This window comes from Corynebacterium sp. HMSC072A04 (assembly GCF_001809235.1).
Taxonomy (GTDB): domain Bacteria; phylum Actinomycetota; class Actinomycetes; order Mycobacteriales; family Mycobacteriaceae; genus Corynebacterium; species Corynebacterium hiratae.
On the sequence record NZ_KV796811.1, the window covers coordinates 115,226 to 139,406 of the forward strand.

The following is a 24,181-nucleotide window of genomic DNA, read 5'->3' on the forward strand; positions in this document are numbered from 1 at the left end:
GTCTAACACGGGCTTAGCACCTGCTAAGCCAACAGCTAAGCCACCTGCTAGGCCCCCGCGATTCGTCCCGCCGCACGGAGGCGCTCCACCGCCCCAGAGGCAAAATCCTCGCGATTAAGAGCCAAAAAGTGATGGTCCCGCCACGCGCCGTCGATATGCAGGTTGCGGCGCAGGAACCCTTCATCGCGGAACCCGTTGCTGTGCAGCACCTTGCCTGAAGCGGGGTTCTCCGGCAGATAGGTGGCCGTCACACGATGCAGCCCCACACGATAAAAGGCATGGTCCACGCCAAGAGCACAGGCAGCAGTAGCCACGCCCGCACCGTGCACCGCGGAATGCACCCAATAGCCAATCCAGCATTCGCTGACCCCTCCATGCTGGATATTGCCTAAGGTCAATTGTCCACGGAAGTGGCCATCAACCTCAATGACCAGCGGCACCACTGTCCCGGCCCGGGCCGAGTCACGCAGAAACATCAGGTGATTCCACCAAGCCGACTGGGAGTGCGCCGCATCCCACTCCGCCGGCAGCGTCGGCTCCACCGGTTTGAGGAAATCCCTATCCTCGATGCGCTGCCGTCGCCACGCCGCACCGTCCCTCCGCAACAACGGGCGCAAACGTAGCGTCGCCCCGCGCGGGAAGACCCGAGACTCCCGCAGCCGTACCGCGGGTGTAGCTTCTGGCCAGCCCGGATGATCGGGGTTGACCCCACCTGTGGCGGGGGTAGAAAAGCGCCCCGCGGCGGTACCAAAAGGATCAAGCATGACGTGTGTGCCGGCGACTAGCTGCGCTGGGTCAGGAACAGGACGTCCACCACGTCCCCGGGACGGATCTCTGTCACTTCCTCCGGAATGCGGATCATCGCGTTCGCTTCCGAGAGCCCTGCGAGCAGGTGCGCCGGCGCGCCCGCCGCACCGCCCAGTCCTTCCACCAGATAGTCAGAGGTTTCGGCATCCCGCATGAGCCGGGCGCGGATGTAGCCGCGGCGTCCCGGGCGGGATTCCATGTGGTTGAGCACGCGTGCGCGCACCACGCGGCGTTGGCCGCTGCGCTTGCCCAGGGAGAGACGGATCAGCGGGCGCACAAAGACCTCAAAGATAACCAGCGCGGACACCGGGTTCGAGGGCAGCAGGAAGGTCGGGATGCGCTCCTCCCCCAACAGACCGAAGCCCTGGACCGATCCTGGGTGCATTGCTACGCGTGAGGTATCCACATCTCCCAACTCATCAAGGACCTCGCGGATTTCTTCCGAACCCGCGCCACCCACGGCACCGGAGATCACCAGCACCTCGCTGCGCGCCAAGTAGGTTTCCAAAGCCTCGCGCACGCGACGCGGCTCGCCGGCGGCGATGCCGACGCGGTGCACGTCCGCGCCGGCCTCCCTCGCGGCCGCTGCAAGCGAATAAGAGTTCACGTCGAAGACTTGCCCCAGGCCGGGCTCGCGGTCGACGTCGACAAGCTCCTTGCCAAAGGACACGATGGTCACGCGCGGGCGGGGGTACGCCAGCACCTTCGAACGCCCCACCGCCGCGAGCAGGCCAATCTGCGCTGGGCCCAAGATGGTACCGGAGGATACGGCAACATCCCCGGGCTGAATATCATCACCCACGCGGCGCACGAAGTCCCCCGAGCGCACCGGGCGGTGCGAGGTCACGCGCTTGCGGCCGCGGTCGGTCCACTCGAGAGGAAGGACGGCGTCGGCAAGCGTCGGCAGAGGCGCGCCCGTGTACACGCGCACCGCTTGCTTGGGCTGCAAACGCAAAGGCTGGCGCGACCCTGCAGGAACCTCCCCCACTACAGGCAGGGAACGCTCAATCTCCGTCTCCGTGGCGGGTGCATCCGCATCCTCAACGTCGTGGCGGGAGCGTGCCTTGAGGGCCTTTTCTCCCCCAACGTCCACGGCGCGCACGGCATAGCCATCAATGGCTGCTTGCGGAAACCCCGGGAGCGGCTGGTTTGCCTGCACCTCCTCCGCGCACTTGAGACCTAGGGCATTCGCGATGGCGATGCGTACCGGCTCGGGAGTCATCGCTGCATCAAGAATGAACGCCATCTGGTCATCGACCGAACGCATGTACCGCCTGCCTTTACTCTGGGGTATGTGGGGCCTAAAGGGATGGAAGTTACTGGAGTAGAGCTTAGCGCGCTAGGCGTGCGAAGGCTTAGCCCTTCAGCCCCTTTTCTTCTTCGTAGTCCTCCACAATCTTCTTGATCGCCTTGTAGAGCGCAGGACCGTACTTCTCATCACGCAGACCAAAGTCAACATTGGCCGGAATGTACCCACCCGGGTTGCCCAGGTCGTGGCGCTTGCCTTGGTGGACTACGACGTGAACGGGGTGACCTTCCTTAATGAGGAGTTCAATGGCGTCAGTCAGCTGCAGCTCCCCGCCCTTACCTGGCTTAATGCGGCGAAGGGCATCAAAAATCTTCCTGTCGAGCAGGTAGCGCCCAGTGGCCACGAGGTTCGAAGGCGCATCTTCCGGATCCGGCTTCTCCACCATGCCCACAACCTTCTTCACTCCCGGCGCGTTGGTGTCCTCGACGTCGAAGACGCCGTAGTTATAGGTCTCTTCGCGTGACACCTCGAAGGCGCACAGCACGCTGCCGCCCAGCGCGGAACGAACCCGGGCCATCTCGCCCATGACGGTGGCCGGCAGGACAATGTCATCCGGCAGCATGACGGCGAAGAATTCTTCGTCATCCTCCAACACGGATTCCGCCAAGCCCACCGCGTGGCCCAGGCCCAGCGGTTTTTCCTGCTCCACGGAAATCGGGTGGATCAACTGAGCAGCACGCTTGACCTTGGCCACTTGCTCGTCTTTGCCGCGGGCGTCGAGGGTCTCGACGAGATCGGGGAACTCATCAAAGTGCCGCATCACTTCCTGCTTGTTCGGCGCGGTAATCACCGCAAGGCGCTGGGCGCCCACGGACGCGGCCTCTTCCGCAATGAGTTCAATACCCGGCGTATCAACGACGGGGAGCAGCTCCTTCGGTACGGTCTTGGTGGCGGGCAAGAAGCGGGTGCCCATGCCAGCAGCGGGAACAACGACCGTAGCGATCCCGGTGTGGGAATCCTCGTGTGCAATAGCCATAAGTTCCACTTTACAATGCGCCCTTCCCGCTCCCGTGCTGCGCTACGCCGTCCCGCTATGATTGACAACCATGACGACCTCCCCCAAGGACGCCTTAAGATCCTCACTCCTGAACGCTCGGCGCGAGCGCAGCGCCGAGCAGCGCGCTGATGACAACGCCGCGTGGTGCGCCGGTGTGGGTGAATTACTCACTCCTGCGATGCGTGTTGCCGCCTACCATCCCCTGGGAACAGAGCCGGGTGGCCCCGACTTCGTGGAGGCCGTGTCCGCACTCTGCAAGGAGGTCTACCTTCCCATTTCAGGCAAAAACGGTGAGCTCTTGTGGACGCTGTATGGCGGGCCGGAGGCCATGCGCCCAGGGGCATTAGGGATTGCAGAGCCCGTCGGGCAGCGCCATAGCAGCGAAATCCTGGCGCACCTCGACCTCATCTTGGCGCCCGCGATGGCGGTGAGCGAGTCAGGCATGCGCCTCGGGAAAGGCGCCGGCTACTACGACCGCGCACTCACCCCGCTTCCCACTGGGAACCCGCCCGTCGTCGCTCTCGTCCACTCCAGCGAGGTCCGGGACGTCCCCTTCGAGGGACACGACCGTCCCGTCGATGGCATCCTCACCGAGCGCGGGATGCGCTGGCTTTAATCGGCCCCTTCTCAGATTCCATGCCGCCGCCTGGGAACCGTGCGGGTCGGAGCACAGTCTAAGAAGGTATGGACTTTCTTCACGTTCTGCGCACCCCCGGGCATCGCCGCAGCGTTCTCCTGCGCCGCGTAACGGCCGCAGTCTTGCTCGTGGCCGCGGCGGCAAGCGCGCTCGCTTCTACCCGCGAGCAGCCGCGCGTGGTGGTCATGGCCCGGGACGTCGCCGCCGGGGAGACGCTGGCGCTTGGCGATGTCTCCGTGGCCCGCGTCCCCTCCTCCGCTCTCCCCGCCACGGCGTTAGGGAGCAACCCAGAAGATGCGGTGGGGCGGGTTCTAGTGGCGGCGGCCAGCGCCGGCGAAATACTTACCACCACCCGGCTGCTCAGTTCGGACCTCATCGCAGACTTCGGGATGGAAGACGGCCACCTTATCCCGCTCACGCTCGCCGAGCCAGACGTTGCCCGCAACCTCCATCACGGCGATACGGTCAATATTGTCGGTGCCCTCGACGGTGGTGACGACGCTTCCCTCCCCGCCCGCGGCTCAACGATTGCCCGTGGCGCACGCGTCGTGTCGGTGGGTGCCGGCGGAGAGGATGCCCGCACGCACACACTCCTCGTTGCGCTACCAGCCGAAGCAGCCGAAGCTGTGGCAGCCGCGTCACTGGCACAACCGCTCACGGTTGTCATTGTGGGCGACCGCGCCCACAGTTAAGCTATGTTGTGAAGATCATCGCGTTTGCACTGGTAGGCCTCCATAAGATGTTGCCACGACACGCAAACTCTGCCTACTATAGGCACATCCACTCAGGCGCTTTTTGCTCTTGCAGTCTCGCGACTGCCGCGCGACCCCGCGGCACCACCTGCAGGATGGCGTACAGAAGTGGCTTTCGCTATTCCAGTATTTCCACATGCTTCGTCTTACGTTGGCGTCCCTGCGCATCTAGGGCCTCTCTTAGAGAGCATTATGGCTCTATGCCTGCTTTTCTCCGACTTTTCTGAACAGCGCGCCTGCGCAGAGTGCGGACTACGCAAAGCAGACGCTTAAGACACAGGAAGCACCTACCCCCGTAGATAGGACAACCACCACCATGCTCAAGGGCTTTAAAGATTTCATCCTGCGCGGCAACGTCATCGAGTTGGCCGTAGCGGTCATCATCGGTGCCGCCTTCACCGCGATCGTCACCTCCATCACCGATCACATCATCCAGCCGCTGATTAACTCCCTCGGCTCCCCAGACTTTGGTGGCCTGGGCTTCGCAATTACCGATAGCCCGGAGACCTTCCTGGACTTCGGTGCAGTCATCACCGCCCTTATCAATTTCCTCATCGTTGCCGCTGTCATCTACTTCGTCATCGTTGCTCCGATCAACGCCGTCACCGAGCGCGCTAAGCGCCGCCAGGGCGTTGACCCGGAGGAGCCGGCTCCGACCACCGAGCAGCTGCTCGGCGAGATCCGCGACCTGCTCGCTGCTGAAAACGGTGGCACCACCACCAACAAGCCTGGCTCCAGCATCTAAGCCAGCAGCCCCAAGCCTAAAAATCCCGCAGAACCGGCATTTCGCCGAAGTTCTGCGGGATTTTCTTTTGCCTCCGCCCGCTGCTCACGCACTACTGCGTGGTGCCAAAATGCGGCGGCATGTTCTCGCGGTAGAAGGCCTCTCCCGTGGCCTCGTCCTCGCTGTCACCACCGGGGCCGCCTGCGTCCGCCTCAAAGCTCACGGTGCGCAGCTCATCGGCCCCTGCGGCGGAAGAAGAGCCAGCGGCCCCAGACATTGGCCCGTGAGGAACATCGAAGCTGCGATCGTAATTCTCGGCCGTCGAAGGACGCTTCGCGCGACGGCGCGCCCGCGGGGTACGCGGTGTGGAATCAGCCATTAGACGCTGGACTTCTGCAGCTGATCGACGAGGTGGTGCACCAAGGGGGTCAGCGTAGCCATGCCATCGCGTACCGCCGCGCGGGAAGATGCGACGTTGACAACCACCGTTGAACCAGACACTCCCGAAATGCCGCGGGATGTGCACGCATCCACCGCACCGCATGCTTGGCCGGAGGAGCGCAGGGCCTGGGCCACGCCAGGGACCATTTGGTCCAGCACCGCGCGAGTCGCCTCTGGGGTCTTATCGCGCGGGCCAACGCCCGTGCCACCAATCGTGAGGACCAAGTCAACGCCCCCAACCACGCCGGTTTCAATCGCCTGCCGGATCTTGGACTTCTTGGAACGAACGATCACTGCGCCGTCGACGGTGAAATCAGCTTCAGCCAACAGTTCGCCCGCCAAGCGCGACGTGTCCTGCGCTGCATCATCTGGGTGGTCGGTGACGATCACGACGAGCGCGCGGCGCGGTGCTTGCACACTTTGTTCTTGTTCGCTCGCGATGAGGAAAGCGTCATCTGGTTCGGTGACATCATCGAGTTCGCGTGAGGCATCGCGCCCCAGCAACTCAGTTGCGTCGGTGTTTTCTGCCACGGAGGTTCTCCTTAAAGGTAGGGGCGGAATCTTCCGGTAGTGGTTTCTTCACAAGGTCTCAGGGTGCGGTGTTCGTGCGGCGCTCACGCACCGCCCAAGTATTTGTTAACTTACTCGCTTGCCAGAGTTACCTCTACCTTTCTCACATCTTCGCTGTCTCGGCTCCGTACCTCCAAGGTCACGGTCGCTCCGAACTCCTGGGAACGGGTTGCCGCGATGAGGGCATCAGAGCTTTCAATAAGCCGATCGTTGACGCGGGTGACCACGTCACCAGACTTGAGCCCCGCCTTATCGGCTGGGCTATCGCGTTCGACATCGACGATCTCCGCACCAAGGGTGTCGCTTTGCGCGCGGACCTTAACGCCCAAGGTTGGGTGCTTGACCTTGCCATTGTTGATGAGCTCATCGGCCATCCGCTTGGCAAAGTTGGAGGGAATAGCGAATCCCAGACCGATGGAACCGCCCTCGGAATTCGAGCCACCCGATAGCGAGGCGATCATCGAGTTCATTCCAATGATGTTGCCTTCCATGTCCACCAAGGGACCACCGGAGTTGCCGGGGTTGACGGCGGCGTCGGTCTGGATGGCGTCGATAAGCGAGGACTCCCCGCCTTCCTGCGAAGCACGGACGGGACGGTTCTTCGCCGAGACAATTCCGGAAGTCACCGTAGCGTTGAGTCCCAACGGGGAACCTACGGCAACGACCTCTTGCCCCACCGCGGCTGCGTCCGAATCACCGAACTGTAGGAAGGGAAGATCGTTAACGTCATCAATCTTGATGACAGCAACGTCCGTGGTCGCATCCGAGGCCACAAACGTGGCGCTGTGGCGCGAACCATCATTCATGGTCACTTCCAAGCGCCCGCCTTGATCCGCGCCGGCGACGACGTGGTGATTGGTCAACACGTAGCCGTCCGGGGAAATAATCGAGCCCGAGCCCTCGGCACCGCCGGAGCGGGTAATGGAGTAAATGGATACCACTGCTGGAAGTACCTTCGATGCCACGTCCTCGACGGAGCCGTCGGCAGGCTCTTTACCGGTGCTGTTGGCCACCGGCTGGCGCTCCAAGACCTCATTGACCGTCGAGGTGGAGGACTTGTCCTTGCCCACCGTTCCGACCACCACGCCGGTAACACCGCCGGCAGCGATGAAGGCTACGAGCATCATGGACAGCGCGGTGCCCAGGCCGACCTTGCGCTTGGCCTTAGGCTCATCGCTCGGTTCCACGACCCGTACGCCTGCCCCCTCTTGGCCGCCGAAGAACTGGTTCTGATTACCAGCATGCGCCGCAGTGTAGCGCTGACCGGCATAAGGCTGTGTTCCCTCCTGCGAGTGCTGCCCTGCCGAAGGCTGCTGTGCTGCCAAACGCTGCTGACCTTGTTGACCGAATCCATAATTCGAACCGCCATACGGCGCCTGCGCCCCGTAAGGCGCCTGGGAAGGCTGGTTGCCAAAAGAAGAAGCCTGGGCTCCCTGCCCCGCCTGGCTTCCGTAGGGCGACTGTCCGCCTTGCCTCGATGTATCCGACCGCGGCTGATTCCAGCCATTCGATTCACTTCCCGCAGAAGGTACCTCGCCTCGCTGCTGTGATTGTCCCCGTCCGTCAAAGTTCTGCGGGCTATCCATGGGGTTATCCATGTTCGAATTCCTCATATTCATGTCAGGTAGTGTGCACCATCGCGCTGGCGCGTATCTGATACTAATCTGCCAGTGTGCTACGAGAAGCTGGACGTTTCCTGTGCGCCTTGAGCTGGGGTGATCCCTGGCACACTAGCCCTGATTGAACCACCGCTCCGCAAAGATATGGCCGCGGTCGTTGCGCTCTTTCGGTTGGCTGACCGCGGGGTCGTGTAGCTGCCCCGCTGACTGCTGCTCAGCGGAGAGTTCGGACTGGAAATCGTAGGGCAAGTCTTCCAGCCCGTCCACCAAGGCATCACCTTCGGTGGGGTGCCCGGGCAGGATAACCTCCATGCGCGTTCCGCCGTCCGCGGAATCCTTGATGGTGATCTCTCCATTGTGCCTCTCCACCACGGATTTCACGATTGCTAGGCCCAATCCGGATCCCGGCATGGCACGGGCTTCAGCAGAACGGTAGAAGCGCTCAAATACTTTGTCCCGTTCCTCCGGAGCGATGCCGGGGCCAGAATCGTCAACGCGCAGGCGCACCTTGTCGGGGGCGATTTGCCGCATGGACACGCGCACGGTTCCCGTCGGCGGGGACCACTTCGCAGCATTGTCCATGAGGTTGAGGGTGGCGCGGCCCAGGGCAAAAGGATCGCCGTCGATCATCCACGGGATAAACCGCACGCGGAAGTCCACGTCAGGACGGCGGCGCTTGGCGCGGTTGAGCGAATTCTCCAACACTTCGTGCAGCTCAACGGGCTCCGGCTCCTTCTCAGTGGCGTCCTCGCGCGCTAGGTCAACCAAGTCACCGATCAGGGTGGCCAATTCCGACATCTGCGCCATTACGTCATCTTCGAGGTCGCGCCGGTCTTCCTCACTGATGCCAAACCCGCCACCGGACTTATTGAGCATCATGAGAAGCTCAATGTTCGTCCGCATGGACGTCAGCGGGGTCTTAAGCTCGTGGCCGGCATCAGCCACAAACTGTGATTGCTGCACGCGCGCGTGCTGCAGGGCGGAAAGCATTCGGTTAAAGGACACAGTAAGTTGTGCCATTTCATCGTTGCTCTCCACGGCAATCGGCCGCAGGTCATTGGTCTGCGTCACGTAATCAGCAGCCCGCTTGAGGCGAGCGATCGGCTCCATGCCGGTCTTGGACACCACCATTCCCGCGAAGACGGAAAGCAGCACGCCAAAGGCCACGATAATCAGCAGCGCGGAGCCCACCGCGGACACAATCTCCTCCGTGGGACCAAGGTCCTTGGCCAGGACTACCGTGGCGCCACCTTCCTGGGACTTGGCCAGCACGCGCTCACCACCCAGGGTGCGGATGGAGCTTTCCATGGTGTCCCCGTCCGGTTTAAAGTCCCCACCCACCGGCAAGGCGTCACCATAGGAAAAGGTAGCTGCTGGCGGAGAGATAGAGACCCGAGTCGAAGGATTGTAGAGCTTAAAAGAAGCGATCTCCTGATCGATATTCTCCACGAAGCGCGGATCCTGTGCCTGCTCCATCAGCACGTCCGCTTGCTGCATGATTTGCTTGTCGACGCTCGCCGTCATCGACGCCGCAACCAACCAGTAGGTCACCAACGTCATCACTGCCACCGAGACAGCGACAACGACACCAGTAACCAAAGAAAGGCGCCACCGAAGCGGCGCCCGCGAAGCCCAGCCGCGACGACCTGACAGGCCCAACCACGCCGTGGAATCTAGGTCTTCAGAAGGCACCGCGTCGGGCGCGGGCCTCCGCAAAATCACGCGATAGCCTCCCTCATGACATAGCCGACGCCACGCACGGTGTGGATAAGTCGCGGCTCGCCATCTTCTTCGGTCTTCTTACGCAGGTAGCCGATGTACACCTCGAGCGCGTTGCCTGAGGTAGGGAAATCATAGCCCCATACTTCTTCCAGGATGGTGTTGCGGGAGAGCACCTTGCGCGGGTTCTCCATGAGCAAGCGCAACAAGGCGAATTCGGTGCGCGTCAGGGAAATCTGACGGTCGCCACGAGTGACTTCACGCGTATCGGCATCGAGCTTGAGGTCCTCAAAACTCAGCTGGGTTTCAACGGGCTGCTGCTTGCTGATCGACTCCGCAGCAGCACGACGGACCAGGGAACGAACACGAGCCAAAAGCTCTTCAAGAGCGAAAGGCTTGGGCAGGTAATCGTCGGCACCCGCATCGAGCCCTGCAACGCGGTCAGACACGCCATCACGAGCCGTGAGCACGAGGATTGGACGGTCCCAACCCTCACTGCGCAAGGTTCGGCAGACTTCCAAGCCGTCCATGTTCGGCATCATCACATCGAGGATGAGCAGTCCTGGGTTCTCCCTGTGGACCATCTCGACAGCCTCTACGCCATCGGCGGCCAACATTACGTCGTAGCCATTAAACTTCAAGGAGCGGCGAAGCGATTCGCGTACGGCCTGCTCGTCATCCACGACAAGAATCTTCATGTTTCCAATTATGTCCTATCTAAGGCGCATTCACGAAGTGGGCCTAGTTCTTTCGCCCCCTTAAATCACCCCTTAAGATTTTATTCACCCCACTACCCGTGGCATCAGCGAACGCCCAGACAAGAAAGGCACCGCAGCCGAGCACTGCAGCCTCGAGAATGAGTCACTGCAGCGGGCAACTAGGCCAACACAAATGCCCCGAGGGATTCACTCAGAAAGGGTGAATCCCTCGGGGCAGAATTCGCAGCCTTGAGGCTTAGAAAGCCTTAGAACTGCTCCACGTCGACCAGGCCGAGCTTGGCGGCCTTCACCAGACGGCGCGGGATGCGCACGGTCTGGCCGTCGATGGTGACTTCCTGGAGGGCGACGTTGTCAGCCTTCCACTGGGAACGGCGAGAGTGGGTGTTCGCGCGGGACTTCTTAAACTTAGGAGTTGCCATCTTTTCCTATCCTCCTTACGCGTTCTTCTTCTTGCGGCGAGCCATTGCACCGAAGCGCTGGTTGAACTTCTCAACGCGGCCAGCGGTATCCATAACGCGCTGGGCACCGGTCCAGAACGGGTGGGACTCAGCGGTGACGTCAACGACGATGAGCGGGTACTCGTTGCCGTCTTCCCACTCAACGGTGCGATCGGAGGTAGCGGTGGACTTGGTCAGGAAGGAGTGGCCGGTACCGGCATCCTTGAAGACCACCGGGTGGTAATCCGGGTGGATATCTTTCTTCATATGTCGATTCCCTCAGGGTTGAACTACGGGTCGGTTCCTTCCGCAACACATCTCCGGCGTGGAAGGAAGTGTGAAAGGATCGTGCCCGAGTTGGGTCTCTATACTTACAAACTGTGCGGCTCGTGCCGACAACTTGACATATCCTACAGGCCACCAGCATTAAAACCGAAATCGCTCTGGCCTCCACCGCCGCGCTCCGACGGACAGAATCCACAACCACACCCCTCACCTGCCCCTTCGGCAGGAACGCGCGGTAGATCAGGTATAGATCAGCCGTAGCTCAGGTATAGATCAGAGGTATCCACACCGGCCCGCACGCCGGCGGTGATTAGGTTCTGCAGGCTGTGGCATGTAAGATTTCCCCTTGCTGTTGTCAAAGTAATCGTTTTACGCCCCCATCAACTGGTGTTCAACGGATTAAGCCTCCTGCTCAACCTCACTTTTTCGAGCGCCGCGCCTCACCGCGGAAATAGGCCTCCGTTAGTCGCTTTCGATGTGGGCGGCTAGGAGAAAGAAGACCCATGTCGGCTATTTGCCAGGTAACGGGCCGCAAGCCGGAATTCGGCAAGCAGGTCTCGCACTCGCACCGCCGCACCTCGCGCCGTTGGAACCCCAACGTGCAGCGTCGTCGGTACTACCTGCCCTCTGAGGGCCGTACCATCACCCTGACCGTTTCCACCAAGGGCATGAAGATCATCGACCGCGATGGCATCGAGTCCGTCGTGGCTAAGATTCGCGCACGTGGGGAGAAGATCTAAAGATGGCACGTAATGACATCCGTCCAATCATCAAACTGAAGTCCACTGCGGGCACCGGTTACACCTACGTGACCCGTAAGAACAAGCGCAACAACCCGGATCGCATCACCTTGAAGAAGTTCGATCCGATCGTCCGCAAGCACGTCGAATTCCGCGAGGAGCGATAATTTATGGCTAAGAAGTCAAAGATCGCCAAGAACGAGCAGCGCAAGGAAATCGTCGCCCGCTACGCGGAGCGTCGCGCTGAGCTCAAGGCAATCATCAAGAACCCGAACACCCCGGACGAAGAGCGCCTCGAGGCGCAGTTCGAGCTGAACCGTCAGCCGCGCGACGCCGCCCGCGTCCGCGTCCGTAACCGCGACTCCGCTGATGGACGTCCGCGCGGTTACCTCCGCAAGTTCGGTCTGTCCCGTGTCCGTATGCGCGGCATGGCTCACCGTGGTGAGCTGCCGGGCGTTCGCAAGTCCAGCTGGTAAAGGGGTACCCATACAATGGCTGTCAAGCGTAATAACCACAAGAAGTTCCGTATGGAGCAGACCCGCCGCCCGAAGAAGAACCCGCTCAAGGCCGAGGGCATTGAGAAGGTTGACTACAAGGAGATCAAGACCCTGCGTCTGTTCATCTCCGACCGCGGCAAGATCCGCTCCCGTCGCGTCACCGGTCTGACCCCGCAGCAGCAGCGTCAGGTTGCTACTGCCGTCAAGAACGCACGCGAAATGGCTCTCCTGCCGTTCACGTCCCGCTAAACACTAGCTGGTTTCAACAGCGCACTTTTGCCGCTGTACTCGTGACTCACTAGGACAGGACAAAAGAGCTTTCAGGCCGCCGCCTCCTTCCCCCTCTCGGGGCAGGCAGGCGGCGGTCGTCGTTTTCGCGGTTAGGGCGGTTGCTCTGCCGCCCCACAAATTCCCAGTGCTACATTGAAGAGCTAGAAAGCCCCTGACGGAAAGGCAATTAACACCTGATGCCGCTGCACGAATCCCTCACCGATCTCAGCGAACTGGCCGCCCACTGCCACTCCCCCGCCCACGCGCGTGGGCTATTGGAAGAAGCCCAGGACCTTCTGCGCAATGCCACCGCCCACCGGACCGACGGGGTCGAGCTTGCGGCGTGGTTTTCCCGCGTGGTCACCGATATTGTTCGCTCCCCAGGCCTCGCTAGCCCTGTGCGGCTGACAGGCGCTGCCGCCCGCGGGGATCTTCTCCCCTCACTTCCCATCACCTGGCTGGGCGCCGACGAGCAGCTGGAGCAAGTCATCATCGAGGCCGGATTGCCCTGCGGCGCGGTGGAGGAATGCGCCTCAACCCGCGCTGATGCCGGCCTGCCGCTGGGCACCGGCGGCGAGGAGGAACTCTATGCCGAGGCTGTTTCGCAGCGCCCAGCGCCCCTCAAGCTCGTGGATGGGCTGCCGGACCGCTCCGCCGAGGTGTCCATTCGCCGTTCCCTACTCGCCCCCGTTTCGGCCATCGCCCGCTGGGCAGCGCCGGCACCTCGGCCCACCCCTGACCGCCTTGCTATAGGCGTGGAGCGCGAATTGCTCACCGCAGCCGAGGCAGAAGGCCTGAGCCTGGCGTGGGGCACGGGCATCGCGCTGGAATTGGGGCGGTGGTACGACGGCGTCGACAAGCACAGCGTTATTCTCGAAGACCTTCCGCCATTGGACCGCACCGCCTACGGCTCGGCGTGCCGCACAGTCTCCGCTGCCGTCGAATCCATAATGATCCGGCACGGTAATGTGGTTAGCTGAAGTCAAAGCTACGCTTTGACGAACGCCGTTCGCGGCGGGGTGTACGATTACTGACTTGCTGTCAGTTATTACATGAGTTTTATCGAAGGGAGTCCGCCTCATGGCAGGTAGCGTTGGCAGGCCAAGGAAGAATAGCCCACGCCGCCGGGGAAACACCGCGCGCGAGGAAATTCTGGATGCCTCATCCGAGCTCTTCACCACCCAGGGCTTTGCGACAACCTCGACGCACCAAATCGCCGATGCCGTCGGCATCCGGCAGGCATCGCTGTACTATCACTTCCCTTCCAAGACGGATATCTTCCTCACGCTGCTGAATTCCACCATCGAGCCCTCACTCGAGCTGGCGGAGGAGCTCGCGGCCTCGGATGCAGCGCCGGCGCAGCGCCTGTGGTCCCTGGTCGCCGCGGAGTCCCGCCTGCTCTTGACGTCGGCGTGGAACGTCGGCCGCCTGTACCAGCTTCCGGTGGCTAACTCCCCGGAGTTCGGCGAGTACCACGAGCAGCGTGATCGCCTCAAGGAGCACTTCCGCACTGCCGCCGCTGGCATTGTTGGTGATGATGACCCGCGCGTGGAACTGCCCTTCCACATCGCGCTTTCCGTCATTGAGATGCGCCCCAACGATGGCGCCGCGCCTTTCGACGCCTCGCAGCGCGTGCCGGAGCAATCCGCCATGCTTGCCGACGCCGCCCTAGCCGTCCTCGGCACCACCCCTCCCGACAACGCCGAAGCCACTACCTTGGAGCTGCTGAAGAACCGCAACGACTCCATCTCGGCAGCCGCCGCTGCCGCGGCCGACCGCAAGAAGACGACGCGCTAACGACCGTGCCGGATGGCGTAATGCGCCAAGAAGGTCTTATACGGTTTATAGGCCTTTTCGCCGTCCGCCCGAAGACTGTCCACGAGGCGATCCATCTTGTGGTTGGTTTTCTTTTCGGTCCAGTCCAGCGCCTCGGCAATCTCGCGCACCGAGGGGATATCGGCATCAGTTGAGCCCGGCTTCTTGAGGTAGCTGGCTAGCTGGCGCAGTAGCTCCTCCTGCTCATCGTTGGGCACATGGCGGGTGCGGGTGCGCTCTTCATCGAGGTCCTGCTCGCGCTTAGTCCGGCGCGAGTAGTTGCTGTTTTCGACATCGATATAGAGCTCGTAGGGGCATTCCGGGGTTTCAAACGTAATTCGTGACGGGCCCGGCGGCACGGCCGCCACCGAGCGCGGGCCGAGATCGATGCGGGAGAATCCCTTAACCCCGCGCAGCTCGATGCGCAGCGGAATGTGGCTGCCTACGTTGCAGATCATCCAGCCTTGACCGCCGTACCACAGTTGGAAAAGCTGACGGTGCAGGGTGAGGTCCCCCTCGCCGACCCGGAAGTCACCAGCGCGACCGACGACTACTTCCTCGCCTGGTGCCATGACCAGCACGCCGCCGATCAGGTCATCGATGCGCAGCCTGGGCCCCCGGGGAGCGTCGTGCGATGGGAGTGGCTGTTGCTGGCTCATGGACACCTCCGTAGGCGGCTGGACAATTCGCGCACATCGCCTTTCGGCTCGGCGATATGCCTCAACAATGCCCTACAGTGTAGCGGCTCTCACCACAGTACTGCGGGGACAAGCCGCTTGCCCCCAGCTTGTTGGGGACTAGGACACGATGGCCCACGTCACCACGAAAATGAGGATGATGACAACAACGGTGACTGTGATGATCAGAGCGTTCTGATTATCCTTTGCGGCTGGTTTGGCAGCTCTAGGCTCTGCCGCGGCACGCTTGTGAACGGTAGCCCCCGGTACCGCAGGAGTCACCGGCGTAGAGGGAGATACCGTCCCGGGTGAGGCGACCGGGTTGGCGGGAGCCACAAAACCGGTCGGCATGGCCTGCTCGACAGATCCAAAGGAACCGGCAGGTCGCGGCCAGTGTTGCGTCGGCCGCCCTGGGGTCTTTGCCTGCCGTGGATGCGCAGGTTCCGTCGCCCGGTTGGTGGTGGGCTGGGAACGGGAGACGTCGTCAAGCGCGGCAATGAAATCCTGGGCGCGCGCATAACGCTGCATGGGCACGCTATCCAACGCCTTGTTCAGGACTGTCTGCACCTGAGTCACCACCCGTGCGGTGTCCTTCGCGAGGAACGTAGTGAAAGCATCGCTGGACAAGTCCGGGATGCGCCGCTGCCCTTCCCACTCACTGCGCGGCATCGTGTCCTTGAGGTGATGCAGCGTGAGCATCTCGAATGCAATAAGCGCTAGCGAGTAGTCATCCGCGCGCGCCGACATATCGTCATCGCCGTAGGCATGACCATTATTTTCCGGGGCCAGGTACTTTTCAGTGCCCACGATGTGGCCAACCTTCGTCAGACGGGATTGCCCCTCTTCGATGCTGATCCCGAAATCGCTGAGCACAGCAGGCGGCAAACTGCCCGGGTCCTTGCGAAGCAGGATATTAGCGGGCTTGATATCGCGGTGTACCCACCCGGGGTGTAGCTCGTGGTGCATGTAGTCCAGCGCCGAAGCAATCGGCGTGAGGTAGTAGACCACCTCAGCCACGCTAAACCCCTGGCCTTCCTGCGCGCGTTCCCGGATGGCGTGCGCCAGGGTTCCGCCGTCGATGAACGCCATCATCATGACGTCGTCACCGCGCGGCGTGGACTCCTTGGAATAGAACTGGACCACTCCCGGGTGACTGCCAATCTTGGTCAACGCCTTCATTTCGTTGTTGAAGCGGGCGCGGGAGGCTTCATCGCGGACATCATCCAGCAGCACCTTGACGGCAAGCTCACGAGAAAGATCCGGATCGGTGGCATGGAAGACCTGCCCCATGCCGCCTTCACCCAGCAGGTACACGTTGGTGTACCGCTTCTGCTGGGTCAGCCATTGCACGAAGTAGGAATTAGTCACCGCCCCATTGCACCATATGCACAACCAAGCATGAGGGTGCCATGTCCCATCGCCCCCAAATGGAGGGGACTTCACCGTGGTTCAGTCAGGCATGCGGGAGCCAGTTATGCTACCTGTTGTTCTCTATAGTTTTCCAAGGACCCTATGACCACCCCAGGATTTGGCACTAACCCCTACGAGCACACGAGCCCTGTGCACGGCGGGCCTCAGCAGACCCAGCCCCACCAGCGCAACCTCGTTCCGATCATCTGCGCGATCGCCATCCTTATCGCACTCCTGATTTCCGGTGCCGTGATCTGGAATCACGTCCGCTCCACCGGCCAGGAAACCCCCAGTACCGCCGAATCCTCGGAGCAAGCGCAATCCTCCGCGGAAGAAACCGCACCAGAAGACGACGAAGAAGAGGACACGGAAGGCGCGCCGAGCGAGGAAGCACCAGAGACCTCAGCCAGCCCTGGAGCTGCTGACGTCCCAGAGAGCCTAACCGCGGCCGGCTGGTCCGACTACCCGGAGGCGCGTTGCCAGCAGGGCGAGGACATGGTCTTCGCCGCCGCAGGTTCCGATCCGGTTTCGCACATCGTTATCTGCGAAAAGCAGGACTCGCTCTTCTACCGCGGCGTGTGGTCTAACGGTGCCGCTTTCGGACCGGCCCGGGGTGAGGGCAGCTCCTATACCGCCTCCATCCTCGACCCCACCAGCGGCGAGGACACCGGTTCCGTACTCACCATCCGCGGCACGGACTATGACATCGATGGCGAGGCCGGGACCTTCGAGGATTACTGGCCGCGCTAGGGGTCCTTAGACCGCGCCTTGCTGACAGCCTGCATCGGGCCATTCCACCTCGGCGGCGGCGAGCTGCTTGACTAGGCGCGTGAGCATCTGCTGGGCTTCTCCGTAGTCCCCGGATTCGGCCTTGGCATAGATGGCCACCGCCACCGTGTGCCCGCCCAGTGAGACAAGCCCCATCTGGCGGGCTTCATAGGCCCCGTCCTCGGCTGGGCCCCAGCCGCCCTTCATGACTGATCCTTCGAGGGTGCCCAGCCCATACTGCTGTGCGGGATCGGGCTGTCCCATGGCTGCCAGAACGGGATCAGTGCCCTGCTGGCATCCCAGGGCGGCGACAAACTCTGCTTGCTCGGCTACCGGCCACTGCGTTTGGCCAAATGCACTAAAGCCGGGGCGCGGTGGCGTGGCGGGGACAGTAGCCGTGCCAATGATCTCCTGGGTTGCCTGCGCGGCGTGCTCTCCCCCGCCGAGTGCTTCCCAGAGGGAATCGGCCGCGGCATTATCGGAAAAGGTAATCGCCCGCGACACGGTCTCCGGATCGGCCACGCCGGCGCGCTCGGCGGCAATGGCAAGCGGCACCTTCGCCGTGGACCAAGCGGACTGCGGGTCTGTGATGCCTGCTGCGGCGACGGTATCTGCGCCGGCCACCGCGATTCCGGTCCCCGGGTTGTCGGCCGCGATGGCTTCGAGGGCTTCGTGGATGTCGGAGGCCTCAATCACGGGTGGCTCCTTTTCGGGGGTGGACTCAGGCAGGGTGGGCTGGGGGCTGCTCGCTGCCGTGGGTTGCTCCGGCGCGGAGACATCGCCGATGGTGCAGGCGCTTAGCGACGCCACCGCAATCCCCGCGATCACCACTCGTGCTGCTGCTTGTTTCATCGTTGACCGCCTGCGCATTAGAGGATGTACACAACCGCATTGTTGCCACCTTTGCAGGTGACAAATTCACCGTTATCGGAGCAATCCATTGTGTAGTTCTGCTTGGTGGTTGGGCTGAAGGCCTCAATCGTGGCGTCGTACTCATGGGTATCCACCCAGTGCTTGACGTACTCGTCGCGCACAGCGTTGGCGAATGGCTCCGACGTCACCTCAGTACCGCGGTAGACGCTGTTGAAATTGCCGCCGGGCTCATTATTCCGCGCGGCGTCGTTCGCCGGAATCGCCCCCGCAGGCAAGTCGGGGTGCTCCGGGCGTTTCTGCGAGGCGGAGCTCGTCGTAGTTTCCTCCGTGGTCTTTTCCGCCTCATCCGCCGCAGAAACCGTCTCTTGGGTGTCGTCGTTGTCCTCGGTGAGCTGCGCCGCGGTGGTCAGGGGCGCATCAGCCTGAGTTCCCGTGCCGCTATTTTTGAAAAAGATAAGGTAGGCCAGCGCGGCGATGACGAGCAGCACCGCCAGGATCAGCACGGCGATGAGCACATACTTTCCGCCGTTGCCGGAACCACGGTGTGCCGGCGCGCTCTCCGAATAAGCAGTGGAATAAGCAAACGGCTGTTGTTCGTACTGGCCGCCGCCCTGCGCTGCTGACTGGGGCGGGAATTGCTGGGTGGGAAACTGCTGCTGGGCGTAGTTGCCTTGCGCTCCGGATTGGGCGAAGGGGTTGGAGTAGTTGCGCTCACCTTCCTGCGGGAAGGCCCGAGGGTGCACGGGGCGTTCCTGGGTGGGCGGGGCCTCAAAATCCACAGTGTCCGGGTGAGTTTCCTTGCGGGAAGGCTGTGGCTGGCCACCATTTCCTTGCGGGTGCTGGGAGCCGAATCCGTGGTTGCGATCTGAATCAGTCACCGGTGCCTCCGTAGATCTAGACATGTCAAGTGCGCCCTGTGGGCACGTTTCTATCTTTACTATCTTTACACAGCCGCACTGGTGACGGTGGCGTTCGAACGTGGCGGGGAGTACTCCCACGGGAGTGTCCCTCACACCACACAGACGGTGTCACAGAGTTTAGATTGTTAGAGGTACCTCTTATACTCCACCTTCCTGCGCACGGAAAGGCTGTTATTCTCCCGCCATGACTTTTCCTACCGGCCCTTCGGGCACGCCGCCGCATAACTCCGGCCCTTCCGGCTTCGGTTCCCCCGGGTTTGGCCGCCCCGGCGGTTCTCCCGTTCCACCCGGCCAGCCACAGGCTCGCCCGGGTGGCTTTGGCAACACACCGCCGTTTGGTGGGCAGCCCACTGGCACCCCGGCGCAGCCTTCCTTCGGTGGTGGCGCGCCCACGCCACCGCCCCAACCCCAGCCGCCCCAGTACTCCGCGCCTGCTCCTCAGAAGGGCAAGGGACGATTCAGCGGCGCTATTGCGGCGCTGATCTCCCTATTCATCGTGCTGGCCGTGGTCCTCGGGGTGGGCGCGTGGTTTATCTGGGGCCGCGAGTCCACCGACGCTTCGCAGGCCGGTGGCTCCCCTGAGCCGACGACGACCGCCTCGCTCGCGGGAGCTCCAATCACCACGGCCGGGCGTATCGATACCGACTTGGAAGCAGGCGGCGTAGTCATTGCCCGCACGTTCTTCCCGGATTCCTATGTCTCGCAGTCCGGTAGCACCAACATCGCTGACGTGCAGCTGAGCGAAGGACACAGCCAACTTATCGCTGTCTTTGGATTTAGCGATGACCGCGCAAATACGAACGTTGCCAGTGCCACCGTTACCGTCAACGGCGCTGACGGTGCTGAGCTGGCCTCCTTCGAGGTTCCAGCAGAGGAAGCTCTCGAAATGCCCATCAACATCGCAGATCACCAGGATCTGCGCTTTACTTTTACGTATAAGGACGCCAGCGGCAATCCCGCGGACAACACTGGCTTCGCGGTGGCTTCGCTCCACGCGCAGTAGCGCGCACCGCCGGGTCATCACGCCGTGGCGCCGAAGCTGCCCTTGTTGCCAAAGTTATTGCCCTCTGACCGCGTGGCGGCGCATAACTTCGTCGTTTAGGGCAGTTGTTGTCCTCGAGGGAAAAGCTTCCGTGCATGCGAAAGCCGCCTCCCCTTCCCGCGCAGTGGTGCGCAGGAATGAAGGAAGCGGCTGTGTGCTGCCCATGGCAGCGCCTTTGCCAGGCTTAGTGGAAGAAGTGGCGAGTGCCGGTGAAGTACATGGTCACGCCAGCCTTCTTGGCGGCCTCGATGACCTCTTCATCGCGGATGGAGCCGCCCGGCTGAACCACGGCCTTGACGCCGGCGTCGAGGAGAACCTCCAGGCCATCGGCAAACGGGAAGAAAGCATCGGAAGCAGCGAAGGAGCCCTCGGTGCGGTTGGCGCCGTCGGCCAGCGTGTTAGCGCGCTCGACTGCCAGCTTTGCAGAGTCCACGCGGTTGACCTGGCCCATGCCCACGCCCACGGTGGCGTTGTCCTTGGCCAGCAAGATGGCGTTGGACTTCACCGCACGAACGGCGCGCCAAGCGAACTCCAGCTGCGCCAGGTCGGACTCATTCAGAGCCTCACCAGCAGCCAGGGTCCAGTTGGCCGGGTTATCGCCCTCTGCCTGGTAGGTATCCGGCTCCTGGGTGAGCATGCCGCCGGAGATGAACTTAACTTCCTCCTTGGGCGCTTCATGCTCTGCCTGCAGCACGCGCAGGTTCTTCTTGGCCTTGAGGACCTCGATGGCGCCTTCCTCGTAGGACGGAGCCACAATAACCTCGGTGAAAATCTCCTTGACCTGCTCGGCCATCTCCACGGTGACCTCACGGTTCACAGCGATGACTCCGCCAAAGGCAGACATCGGGTCGCAGGCGTGAGCCGCGCGGTGAGCAGCCGCGATGGACTCCTCAGACACCGCGATGCCGCACGGGTTGGCGTGCTTGATGATGGCCACGCACGGGCGCTCGTGATCCCAGGCGGCGCGCCAGGCGGCGTCCGCATCCTGGTAGTTGTTGTAGCTCATCTCCTTGCCGTTGAACTGCTTCGCGTTGGCCAAACCAGTGGTACCGATGCGGGTCACGGTCGCGGACTGGTGAGAGTTCTCGCCGTAGCGCAGCGGGGTGGTCTCCTCGCCCTCGCTGAGCTGATCGACGAACCATGCGGACACCGCGGCGTCATAATCAGCGGTGTGCAGGAAGGCATCGCGGGCCAGACCGCGGCGCTGCTCCAAGGTAAAGCCGCCATTGGCCACAGCGTCAGCCACCTCGCCGTAGCGAGCCGGATCCACGACCACAGCAACAGACGGGTGGTTCTTGGCAGCCGCGCGCACCATGGACGGGCCACCGATATCGATCTGCTCCACGCAGCCATCAAAGTCCGCGCCGGAAGCCACCGTCTCACGGAAGGGGTACAGGTTCACCACGACGAGCTGGAACGGATCCACCTCCAGCTCCTCCAGCTGCTTCAGGTGGTCCTCCTTGCGGGTATCCGCCAGGATCCCCGCATGCACGCGCGGGTGCAAGGTCTTGACTCGACCCTCGAGGCACTCCGGGAAGCCGGTGAGCTTCTCGACGGGCGTGACCTCAATGCCCAAGTCCGCGATCTTCTTCGCGGTGGAACCGGTGGAAACGATCTCCACGCCGGCCTTATCCAGGGACCGGGCAAGGTCCTCCAAACCGGTCTTGTCGTACACGCTGATGAGTGCGCGCTTGATGTTCTTACGATCTTCGCTCATGGTACGGGGACTTAAGCCTTCCTTGCGGTAATGAGAGGTAGTTAGAGCTGAATACTGAGTTCCTCGCCCTTCACGCGCGTGGCGCGAAGGACGGCAACGATGAGTTCTCTTTCGACCACTTTGATGCGCTCGTGCAAGCTGGCCTCATCATCCCCCGGCAAGACCCGCACGGGCTCTTGGGCAATGATGGCGCCGGTATCGACGCCGGCATCTACGAAGTGGACGGTCGAGCCTGTGACCTTGGCGCCGTAGGCCAGCGCATCGCGCACGCCGTGCGCGCCTTTGAAGGCGGGCAAGAGCGCGGGGTGGGTATTGATGGTGCGACCTTCGAAGCGATCCAGAAAATCCTTCCCCAGGATCTTCATAAAACCTGCAGAAACAACAACGTCTGGTTGCGCAGAATCCACTGCGGCAACCAGACGCTTATTCCATTCGGTGCGGTCAGCACCCATCTCTACGACCTCGGTGGCGATTCCCGCCGCCTGCGCGCGCTCGATGCCTTGGCAGGGCACGTCCGCGACGACCTTCACGACGCCATAGCGCTCATCCTGGCCATCGAGGATGGCTTGGAGCAAGGAGCCGGTTCCAGAAACAAGAACCACGACGTTAAGGCGGGCAGAAGCAGCGGGCTGGTGCGGTGTAGTCACGCGCTACAGCCTAGCCGCTGCCGCCCTGAACCGGGGAATTTTACTCCTTAGAGGGGGCCTCGTCCTCTTCCTCAGACACGTCTTCTTCCTCTGGTTCTGTCTCCTCGATTGCCTCCTCGACTGGCTGCTCGTCGTCCCCCTCGGTCTCGTCCGATTCGACGACTTCTGCGTCAATCACCTCAGCATCCGCATCGCTGCCGACCTCAGGCTCGGCTTCAGGCTCGGCCTCGGCCTCCAACTCGCTGTCCTCGTCCACGTCATCCTCGGCTTCAGTCTCGGCCTCGGTCGTGGGCTCTGCGGCAACGGCTGCGTCGGGGGCGTCGTCAAGCAAGGCAGAAACCGGCACAGCGTTCGCCGCGTTGACGGGTGTGTGCACGGCCTCCTCAGTCTCTGTGGGCGCTTCAGGAGCAGCCTCCGGGGCAGCCGCGCGGCGCGCACGCCACGACGTCACTGCCTGTGCCGTTGCGAATGCACATCCCACGACTAGGCACCACAGACAGCTCAGACCCACTGCGGTCCATACCTCGGGACCGGTGTAGCCGTATACGCCCAGCGCGCCGGACACGCCGTACACAGCCACGAGAGCGGCTACCGCGGCGGTAACGGTAGCCACGAGCGCAACCTGGAAGGAGACCAGTGCACGGCGACGGTAAAACGCCACCACTGCCGCAACGGCGGAAACAATGAGCAGGACAGCAGCCCAGGAACTAATAGACGGTGGAACTGCGGCAGCCAACGGCAGCGGTGGAAGCGGAACCACGTGGCCGCTAAAGAGGCTCACGCTGGTGCCTTCACCGATGTGCAGCTCCGAACCGCTCAGGACCGCTCCCGCAGCCACGGCAGCGTTCGGGAGATAAAGAATGCTCAGCAGGAAAAGACCGGCGGTTCCCAGTGCATTAAGGACTGGATACTCGGCGAGCATCTCTGATTGACGCGACCAACCGACTCCCCACAAGACCACCACGAGAATGAAACCAGCAGCAAAAAGGTATCCGAGGTAGCTCAAGCCTATCTGGGCGGCATCGACGAACACGCGGGGGACCCCGCTGCGCTTGGCCAGGGCCTTCCACAAGCGCGGGCCCATTCCACCGATGAGGGCGACCGCATGCAATAACAACATGCGGGGAAGCACACGGTACAGCTCCGGAGGGGAAACATCGTAGACTTTGCCAGCGTCCCACAGCATCAGCCATGCGATGACAGTAAGGACTAAGGGAACCAGCAACACGCACGCGCTCACAACGATGAGGTCGTTAATGCTTGCCTTATCCTTGACCGCTGCCCGCACGCGCCGCCCCACCAGCCAGGCTAGGAGCAGCGCAGGCAGAACCGGGATAAAGCCCACGTCAATACCGCCCGCGCGAATAGGCGAAAGGTTAAAGACCATCCATGCTTCCCCGACGATGGTGGGCAGCCACGCCGACGGGGAACTTGTCAGAAGCAGTGCCGCGATAGCGACCACGAGAATGCCCAGCACGACGACGAGGTTCGGAACGCCGACGACGATGAGCATGCGGCGAAAACGCCCGCGGAGCGTGGTCGGGGCCTGCGCGCGGCGGGCGCGAGCCTTGTCGGACTCGACCCCTTTGATGCGCTGCGCTGGATCTCGACGATCTCTGCGGTGCCCGCGCTCAGAGTGCTCAGCACTATCACCGCGCCCACGCACGTGCGCGCGTGGGCGAGCTGACGACCTGGACTGGGGACTCGTGTTCTTATTCATCGGCGTCCACTTTGCCACGGCCCCCTCCCCCACCGGGGGTGGCGCGGCGAGGTAAGCGCTAAATGGTGC

28 protein-coding genes are annotated in these 24,181 nt (G+C 62.3%); 11 read left to right on the forward strand and 17 right to left on the reverse strand.

What is annotated here, in order from left to right; translation table 11 throughout:
• Positions 1-47 precede the first annotated feature (47 nt).
• The 3 genes from HMPREF2565_RS12270 to HMPREF2565_RS12280 form a co-directional block, all read right to left on the reverse strand.
• A complete protein-coding gene (locus HMPREF2565_RS12270; RefSeq protein WP_082254398.1) occupies positions 48-764 on the reverse strand; it encodes a GNAT family N-acetyltransferase in 717 nt (238 codons plus the stop codon).
• A gap of 17 nt (positions 765-781) precedes the next feature.
• Positions 782-2,074 carry a molybdotransferase-like divisome protein Glp gene (gene glp / locus HMPREF2565_RS12275; protein ID WP_046646955.1) on the reverse strand — a complete coding sequence of 431 codons (1,293 nt, stop codon included), beginning with the start codon at positions 2,072-2,074 and terminating at the stop codon, positions 782-784.
• A gap of 88 nt (positions 2,075-2,162) precedes the next feature.
• Entirely contained in the window at positions 2,163-3,092 is a 930-nt protein-coding gene (locus tag HMPREF2565_RS12280; RefSeq protein WP_071407474.1) for a UTP--glucose-1-phosphate uridylyltransferase, read from the reverse strand.
• A gap of 70 nt (positions 3,093-3,162) precedes the next feature.
• Here HMPREF2565_RS12280 and HMPREF2565_RS12285 point away from each other — a divergent pair, with 70 nt between their 5' ends.
• The 3 genes from HMPREF2565_RS12285 to mscL all read left to right on the forward strand — a co-directional run bounded on the left by HMPREF2565_RS12285 (position 3,163) and on the right by mscL (position 5,247).
• The gene (locus HMPREF2565_RS12285) at positions 3,163-3,729 is read left to right on the forward strand and encodes a 5-formyltetrahydrofolate cyclo-ligase (protein WP_071407475.1); all 567 of its coding nucleotides are present in this window, start codon (positions 3,163-3,165) and stop codon (positions 3,727-3,729) included.
• A gap of 68 nt (positions 3,730-3,797) precedes the next feature.
• Positions 3,798-4,442 carry an SAF domain-containing protein gene (locus HMPREF2565_RS12290; protein ID WP_070510403.1) on the forward strand — a complete coding sequence of 215 codons (645 nt, stop codon included), beginning with the start codon at positions 3,798-3,800 and terminating at the stop codon, positions 4,440-4,442.
• 376 nt (positions 4,443-4,818) lie between these two features.
• Positions 4,819-5,247 (forward strand): large conductance mechanosensitive channel protein MscL, encoded by a 429-nt coding sequence (gene mscL, locus HMPREF2565_RS12295; RefSeq protein ID WP_070510406.1) that lies wholly within the window; start codon positions 4,819-4,821, stop codon positions 5,245-5,247.
• 91 nt (positions 5,248-5,338) lie between these two features.
• On the opposite strand, the gene HMPREF2565_RS12300 is transcribed toward mscL, so the two are convergent.
• From HMPREF2565_RS12300 to HMPREF2565_RS12330, 7 genes are all read right to left on the reverse strand, one after another.
• On the reverse strand, positions 5,339-5,605 hold the full coding sequence (locus HMPREF2565_RS12300) for a hypothetical protein (protein ID WP_070821792.1): 267 nt from the start codon (positions 5,603-5,605) through the stop codon (positions 5,339-5,341).
• Positions 5,605-6,198 (reverse strand): MogA/MoaB family molybdenum cofactor biosynthesis protein, encoded by a 594-nt coding sequence (locus tag HMPREF2565_RS12305; protein ID WP_071407476.1) that lies wholly within the window; start codon positions 6,196-6,198, stop codon positions 5,605-5,607. Before HMPREF2565_RS12305 ends, HMPREF2565_RS12300 begins: the two co-directional genes overlap by 1 nt.
• Before the next feature lie 110 nt (positions 6,199-6,308).
• Positions 6,309-7,856, reverse strand: a complete 1,548-nt coding sequence (locus HMPREF2565_RS12310; protein ID WP_246819160.1) for a S1C family serine protease — start codon at positions 7,854-7,856, stop codon at positions 6,309-6,311.
• A gap of 111 nt (positions 7,857-7,967) precedes the next feature.
• A complete protein-coding gene (locus tag HMPREF2565_RS12315; RefSeq protein ID WP_049154199.1) occupies positions 7,968-9,578 on the reverse strand; it encodes a HAMP domain-containing sensor histidine kinase in 1,611 nt (536 codons plus the stop codon).
• Positions 9,575-10,273 carry a response regulator transcription factor gene (locus tag HMPREF2565_RS12320; RefSeq protein WP_049154197.1) on the reverse strand — a complete coding sequence of 233 codons (699 nt, stop codon included), beginning with the start codon at positions 10,271-10,273 and terminating at the stop codon, positions 9,575-9,577. Before HMPREF2565_RS12320 ends, HMPREF2565_RS12315 begins: the two co-directional genes overlap by 4 nt.
• Before the next feature lie 266 nt (positions 10,274-10,539).
• A complete protein-coding gene (gene rpmF, locus HMPREF2565_RS12325; protein ID WP_010187615.1) occupies positions 10,540-10,713 on the reverse strand; it encodes a 50S ribosomal protein L32 in 174 nt (57 codons plus the stop codon).
• A 15-nt stretch (positions 10,714-10,728) separates the two neighbouring features.
• Positions 10,729-10,998, reverse strand: coding sequence for a type B 50S ribosomal protein L31 (locus HMPREF2565_RS12330; RefSeq protein ID WP_005530151.1), 270 nt, complete (start codon positions 10,996-10,998; stop codon positions 10,729-10,731).
• 521 nt (positions 10,999-11,519) lie between these two features.
• On the opposite strand from HMPREF2565_RS12330, the gene rpmB reads away from it, so the two are divergent.
• The 6 genes from rpmB to HMPREF2565_RS12360 all read left to right on the forward strand — a co-directional run bounded on the left by rpmB (position 11,520) and on the right by HMPREF2565_RS12360 (position 14,320).
• Positions 11,520-11,756: a 50S ribosomal protein L28 gene (gene rpmB, locus HMPREF2565_RS12335; RefSeq protein WP_010187623.1), complete on the forward strand. Its 237-nt coding sequence runs from the start codon at positions 11,520-11,522 to the stop codon at positions 11,754-11,756.
• 2 nt (positions 11,757-11,758) lie between these two features.
• A complete protein-coding gene (gene rpmG, locus HMPREF2565_RS12340; RefSeq protein ID WP_010187624.1) occupies positions 11,759-11,923 on the forward strand; it encodes a 50S ribosomal protein L33 in 165 nt (54 codons plus the stop codon).
• Positions 11,924-11,926: 3 nt separating this feature from the next.
• Positions 11,927-12,232 (forward strand): 30S ribosomal protein S14, encoded by a 306-nt coding sequence (gene rpsN, locus HMPREF2565_RS12345; protein ID WP_010187625.1) that lies wholly within the window; start codon positions 11,927-11,929, stop codon positions 12,230-12,232.
• Positions 12,233-12,247: 15 nt separating this feature from the next.
• Positions 12,248-12,502: a 30S ribosomal protein S18 gene (gene rpsR, locus HMPREF2565_RS12350; RefSeq protein ID WP_010187626.1), complete on the forward strand. Its 255-nt coding sequence runs from the start codon at positions 12,248-12,250 to the stop codon at positions 12,500-12,502.
• 218 nt (positions 12,503-12,720) lie between these two features.
• Positions 12,721-13,503: a hypothetical protein gene (locus HMPREF2565_RS12355; protein WP_049154195.1), complete on the forward strand. Its 783-nt coding sequence runs from the start codon at positions 12,721-12,723 to the stop codon at positions 13,501-13,503.
• A gap of 100 nt (positions 13,504-13,603) precedes the next feature.
• Positions 13,604-14,320: a TetR/AcrR family transcriptional regulator gene (locus HMPREF2565_RS12360; RefSeq protein WP_049154192.1), complete on the forward strand. Its 717-nt coding sequence runs from the start codon at positions 13,604-13,606 to the stop codon at positions 14,318-14,320.
• Here the strand turns inward: HMPREF2565_RS12360 and HMPREF2565_RS12365 are convergent.
• On the reverse strand, positions 14,317-14,997 hold the full coding sequence (locus HMPREF2565_RS12365) for a hypothetical protein (RefSeq protein WP_070821788.1): 681 nt from the start codon (positions 14,995-14,997) through the stop codon (positions 14,317-14,319). The two genes, HMPREF2565_RS12360 and HMPREF2565_RS12365, sit on opposite strands and share 4 nt — an antisense overlap.
• A gap of 138 nt (positions 14,998-15,135) precedes the next feature.
• The gene (locus HMPREF2565_RS12370; protein WP_071407478.1) at positions 15,136-16,383 is read right to left on the reverse strand and encodes a serine/threonine protein kinase; all 1,248 of its coding nucleotides are present in this window, start codon (positions 16,381-16,383) and stop codon (positions 15,136-15,138) included.
• A gap of 144 nt (positions 16,384-16,527) precedes the next feature.
• Here HMPREF2565_RS12370 and HMPREF2565_RS12375 point away from each other — a divergent pair, with 144 nt between their 5' ends.
• Positions 16,528-17,175 carry a hypothetical protein gene (locus HMPREF2565_RS12375; protein WP_071407479.1) on the forward strand — a complete coding sequence of 216 codons (648 nt, stop codon included), beginning with the start codon at positions 16,528-16,530 and terminating at the stop codon, positions 17,173-17,175.
• 6 nt (positions 17,176-17,181) lie between these two features.
• Here the strand turns inward: HMPREF2565_RS12375 and HMPREF2565_RS12380 are convergent, their stop codons facing one another.
• On the reverse strand, positions 17,182-18,045 hold the full coding sequence (locus HMPREF2565_RS12380; protein ID WP_232745230.1) for a hypothetical protein: 864 nt from the start codon (positions 18,043-18,045) through the stop codon (positions 17,182-17,184).
• A gap of 17 nt (positions 18,046-18,062) precedes the next feature.
• Positions 18,063-18,944: a hypothetical protein gene (locus tag HMPREF2565_RS12385; RefSeq protein WP_071407480.1), complete on the reverse strand. Its 882-nt coding sequence runs from the start codon at positions 18,942-18,944 to the stop codon at positions 18,063-18,065.
• Positions 18,945-19,170: 226 nt separating this feature from the next.
• Here HMPREF2565_RS12385 and HMPREF2565_RS12390 point away from each other — a divergent pair, with 226 nt between their 5' ends.
• Positions 19,171-19,989 (forward strand): flagellar basal body-associated FliL family protein, encoded by an 819-nt coding sequence (locus HMPREF2565_RS12390; protein ID WP_049154185.1) that lies wholly within the window; start codon positions 19,171-19,173, stop codon positions 19,987-19,989.
• A gap of 223 nt (positions 19,990-20,212) precedes the next feature.
• Here HMPREF2565_RS12390 and purH read toward each other — a convergent pair whose 3' ends face one another.
• Genes purH through HMPREF2565_RS12405 form a run of 3 tightly spaced genes read right to left on the reverse strand, consistent with a single transcriptional unit; the run spans position 20,213 to position 24,112 of the window.
• The gene (gene purH / locus HMPREF2565_RS12395) at positions 20,213-21,745 is read right to left on the reverse strand and encodes a bifunctional phosphoribosylaminoimidazolecarboxamide formyltransferase/IMP cyclohydrolase (protein ID WP_049154184.1); all 1,533 of its coding nucleotides are present in this window, start codon (positions 21,743-21,745) and stop codon (positions 20,213-20,215) included.
• A 41-nt stretch (positions 21,746-21,786) separates the two neighbouring features.
• The gene (gene purN / locus HMPREF2565_RS12400) at positions 21,787-22,392 is read right to left on the reverse strand and encodes a phosphoribosylglycinamide formyltransferase (RefSeq protein ID WP_046646976.1); all 606 of its coding nucleotides are present in this window, start codon (positions 22,390-22,392) and stop codon (positions 21,787-21,789) included.
• Positions 22,393-22,432: 40 nt separating this feature from the next.
• The gene (locus tag HMPREF2565_RS12405) at positions 22,433-24,112 is read right to left on the reverse strand and encodes a cell division protein PerM (protein WP_246819161.1); all 1,680 of its coding nucleotides are present in this window, start codon (positions 24,110-24,112) and stop codon (positions 22,433-22,435) included.
• Positions 24,113-24,181 lie beyond the last annotated feature (69 nt).

Excerpts from the sequence above, each read along its gene's own strand:
- HMPREF2565_RS12285 (WP_071407475.1), top strand. The coding sequence starts at position 3,163 with ATGACGACCTCCCCCAAGGACGCCTTAAGATCCTCACTCCTGAACGCT.
- HMPREF2565_RS12290 (WP_070510403.1), top strand. The coding sequence starts at position 3,798 with ATGGACTTTCTTCACGTTCTGCGCACCCCCGGGCATCGCCGCAGCGTT.
- HMPREF2565_RS12355 (WP_049154195.1), top strand. The coding sequence starts at position 12,721 with ATGCCGCTGCACGAATCCCTCACCGATCTCAGCGAACTGGCCGCCCAC.
- glp (WP_046646955.1), bottom strand. The coding sequence starts at position 2,074 with ATGCGTTCGGTCGATGACCAGATGGCGTTCATTCTTGATGCAGCGATG.
- HMPREF2565_RS12270 (WP_082254398.1), bottom strand. The coding sequence starts at position 764 with ATGCTTGATCCTTTTGGTACCGCCGCGGGGCGCTTTTCTACCCCCGCC.
- rpmG (WP_010187624.1), top strand. The coding sequence starts at position 11,759 with ATGGCACGTAATGACATCCGTCCAATCATCAAACTGAAGTCCACTGCG.
- HMPREF2565_RS12310 (WP_246819160.1), bottom strand. The coding sequence starts at position 7,856 with ATGAATATGAGGAATTCGAACATGGATAACCCCATGGATAGCCCGCAG.
- HMPREF2565_RS12300 (WP_070821792.1), bottom strand. The coding sequence starts at position 5,605 with ATGGCTGATTCCACACCGCGTACCCCGCGGGCGCGCCGTCGCGCGAAG.
- rpsN (WP_010187625.1), top strand. The coding sequence starts at position 11,927 with ATGGCTAAGAAGTCAAAGATCGCCAAGAACGAGCAGCGCAAGGAAATC.
- HMPREF2565_RS12380 (WP_232745230.1), bottom strand. The coding sequence starts at position 18,045 with ATGAAACAAGCAGCAGCACGAGTGGTGATCGCGGGGATTGCGGTGGCG.
- HMPREF2565_RS12390 (WP_049154185.1), top strand. The coding sequence starts at position 19,171 with ATGACTTTTCCTACCGGCCCTTCGGGCACGCCGCCGCATAACTCCGGC.
- HMPREF2565_RS12365 (WP_070821788.1), bottom strand. The coding sequence starts at position 14,997 with ATGAGCCAGCAACAGCCACTCCCATCGCACGACGCTCCCCGGGGGCCC.
- HMPREF2565_RS12330 (WP_005530151.1), bottom strand. The coding sequence starts at position 10,998 with ATGAAGAAAGATATCCACCCGGATTACCACCCGGTGGTCTTCAAGGAT.
- HMPREF2565_RS12280 (WP_071407474.1), bottom strand. The coding sequence starts at position 3,092 with ATGGCTATTGCACACGAGGATTCCCACACCGGGATCGCTACGGTCGTT.
- HMPREF2565_RS12320 (WP_049154197.1), bottom strand. The coding sequence starts at position 10,273 with ATGAAGATTCTTGTCGTGGATGACGAGCAGGCCGTACGCGAATCGCTT.
- rpmB (WP_010187623.1), top strand. The coding sequence starts at position 11,520 with ATGTCGGCTATTTGCCAGGTAACGGGCCGCAAGCCGGAATTCGGCAAG.
- purH (WP_049154184.1), bottom strand. The coding sequence starts at position 21,745 with ATGAGCGAAGATCGTAAGAACATCAAGCGCGCACTCATCAGCGTGTAC.
- rpmF (WP_010187615.1), bottom strand. The coding sequence starts at position 10,713 with ATGGCAACTCCTAAGTTTAAGAAGTCCCGCGCGAACACCCACTCTCGC.
- rpsR (WP_010187626.1), top strand. The coding sequence starts at position 12,248 with ATGGCTGTCAAGCGTAATAACCACAAGAAGTTCCGTATGGAGCAGACC.
- HMPREF2565_RS12375 (WP_071407479.1), top strand. The coding sequence starts at position 16,528 with ATGACCACCCCAGGATTTGGCACTAACCCCTACGAGCACACGAGCCCT.
- HMPREF2565_RS12405 (WP_246819161.1), bottom strand. The coding sequence starts at position 24,112 with ATGAATAAGAACACGAGTCCCCAGTCCAGGTCGTCAGCTCGCCCACGC.
- mscL (WP_070510406.1), top strand. The coding sequence starts at position 4,819 with ATGCTCAAGGGCTTTAAAGATTTCATCCTGCGCGGCAACGTCATCGAG.
- HMPREF2565_RS12360 (WP_049154192.1), top strand. The coding sequence starts at position 13,604 with ATGGCAGGTAGCGTTGGCAGGCCAAGGAAGAATAGCCCACGCCGCCGG.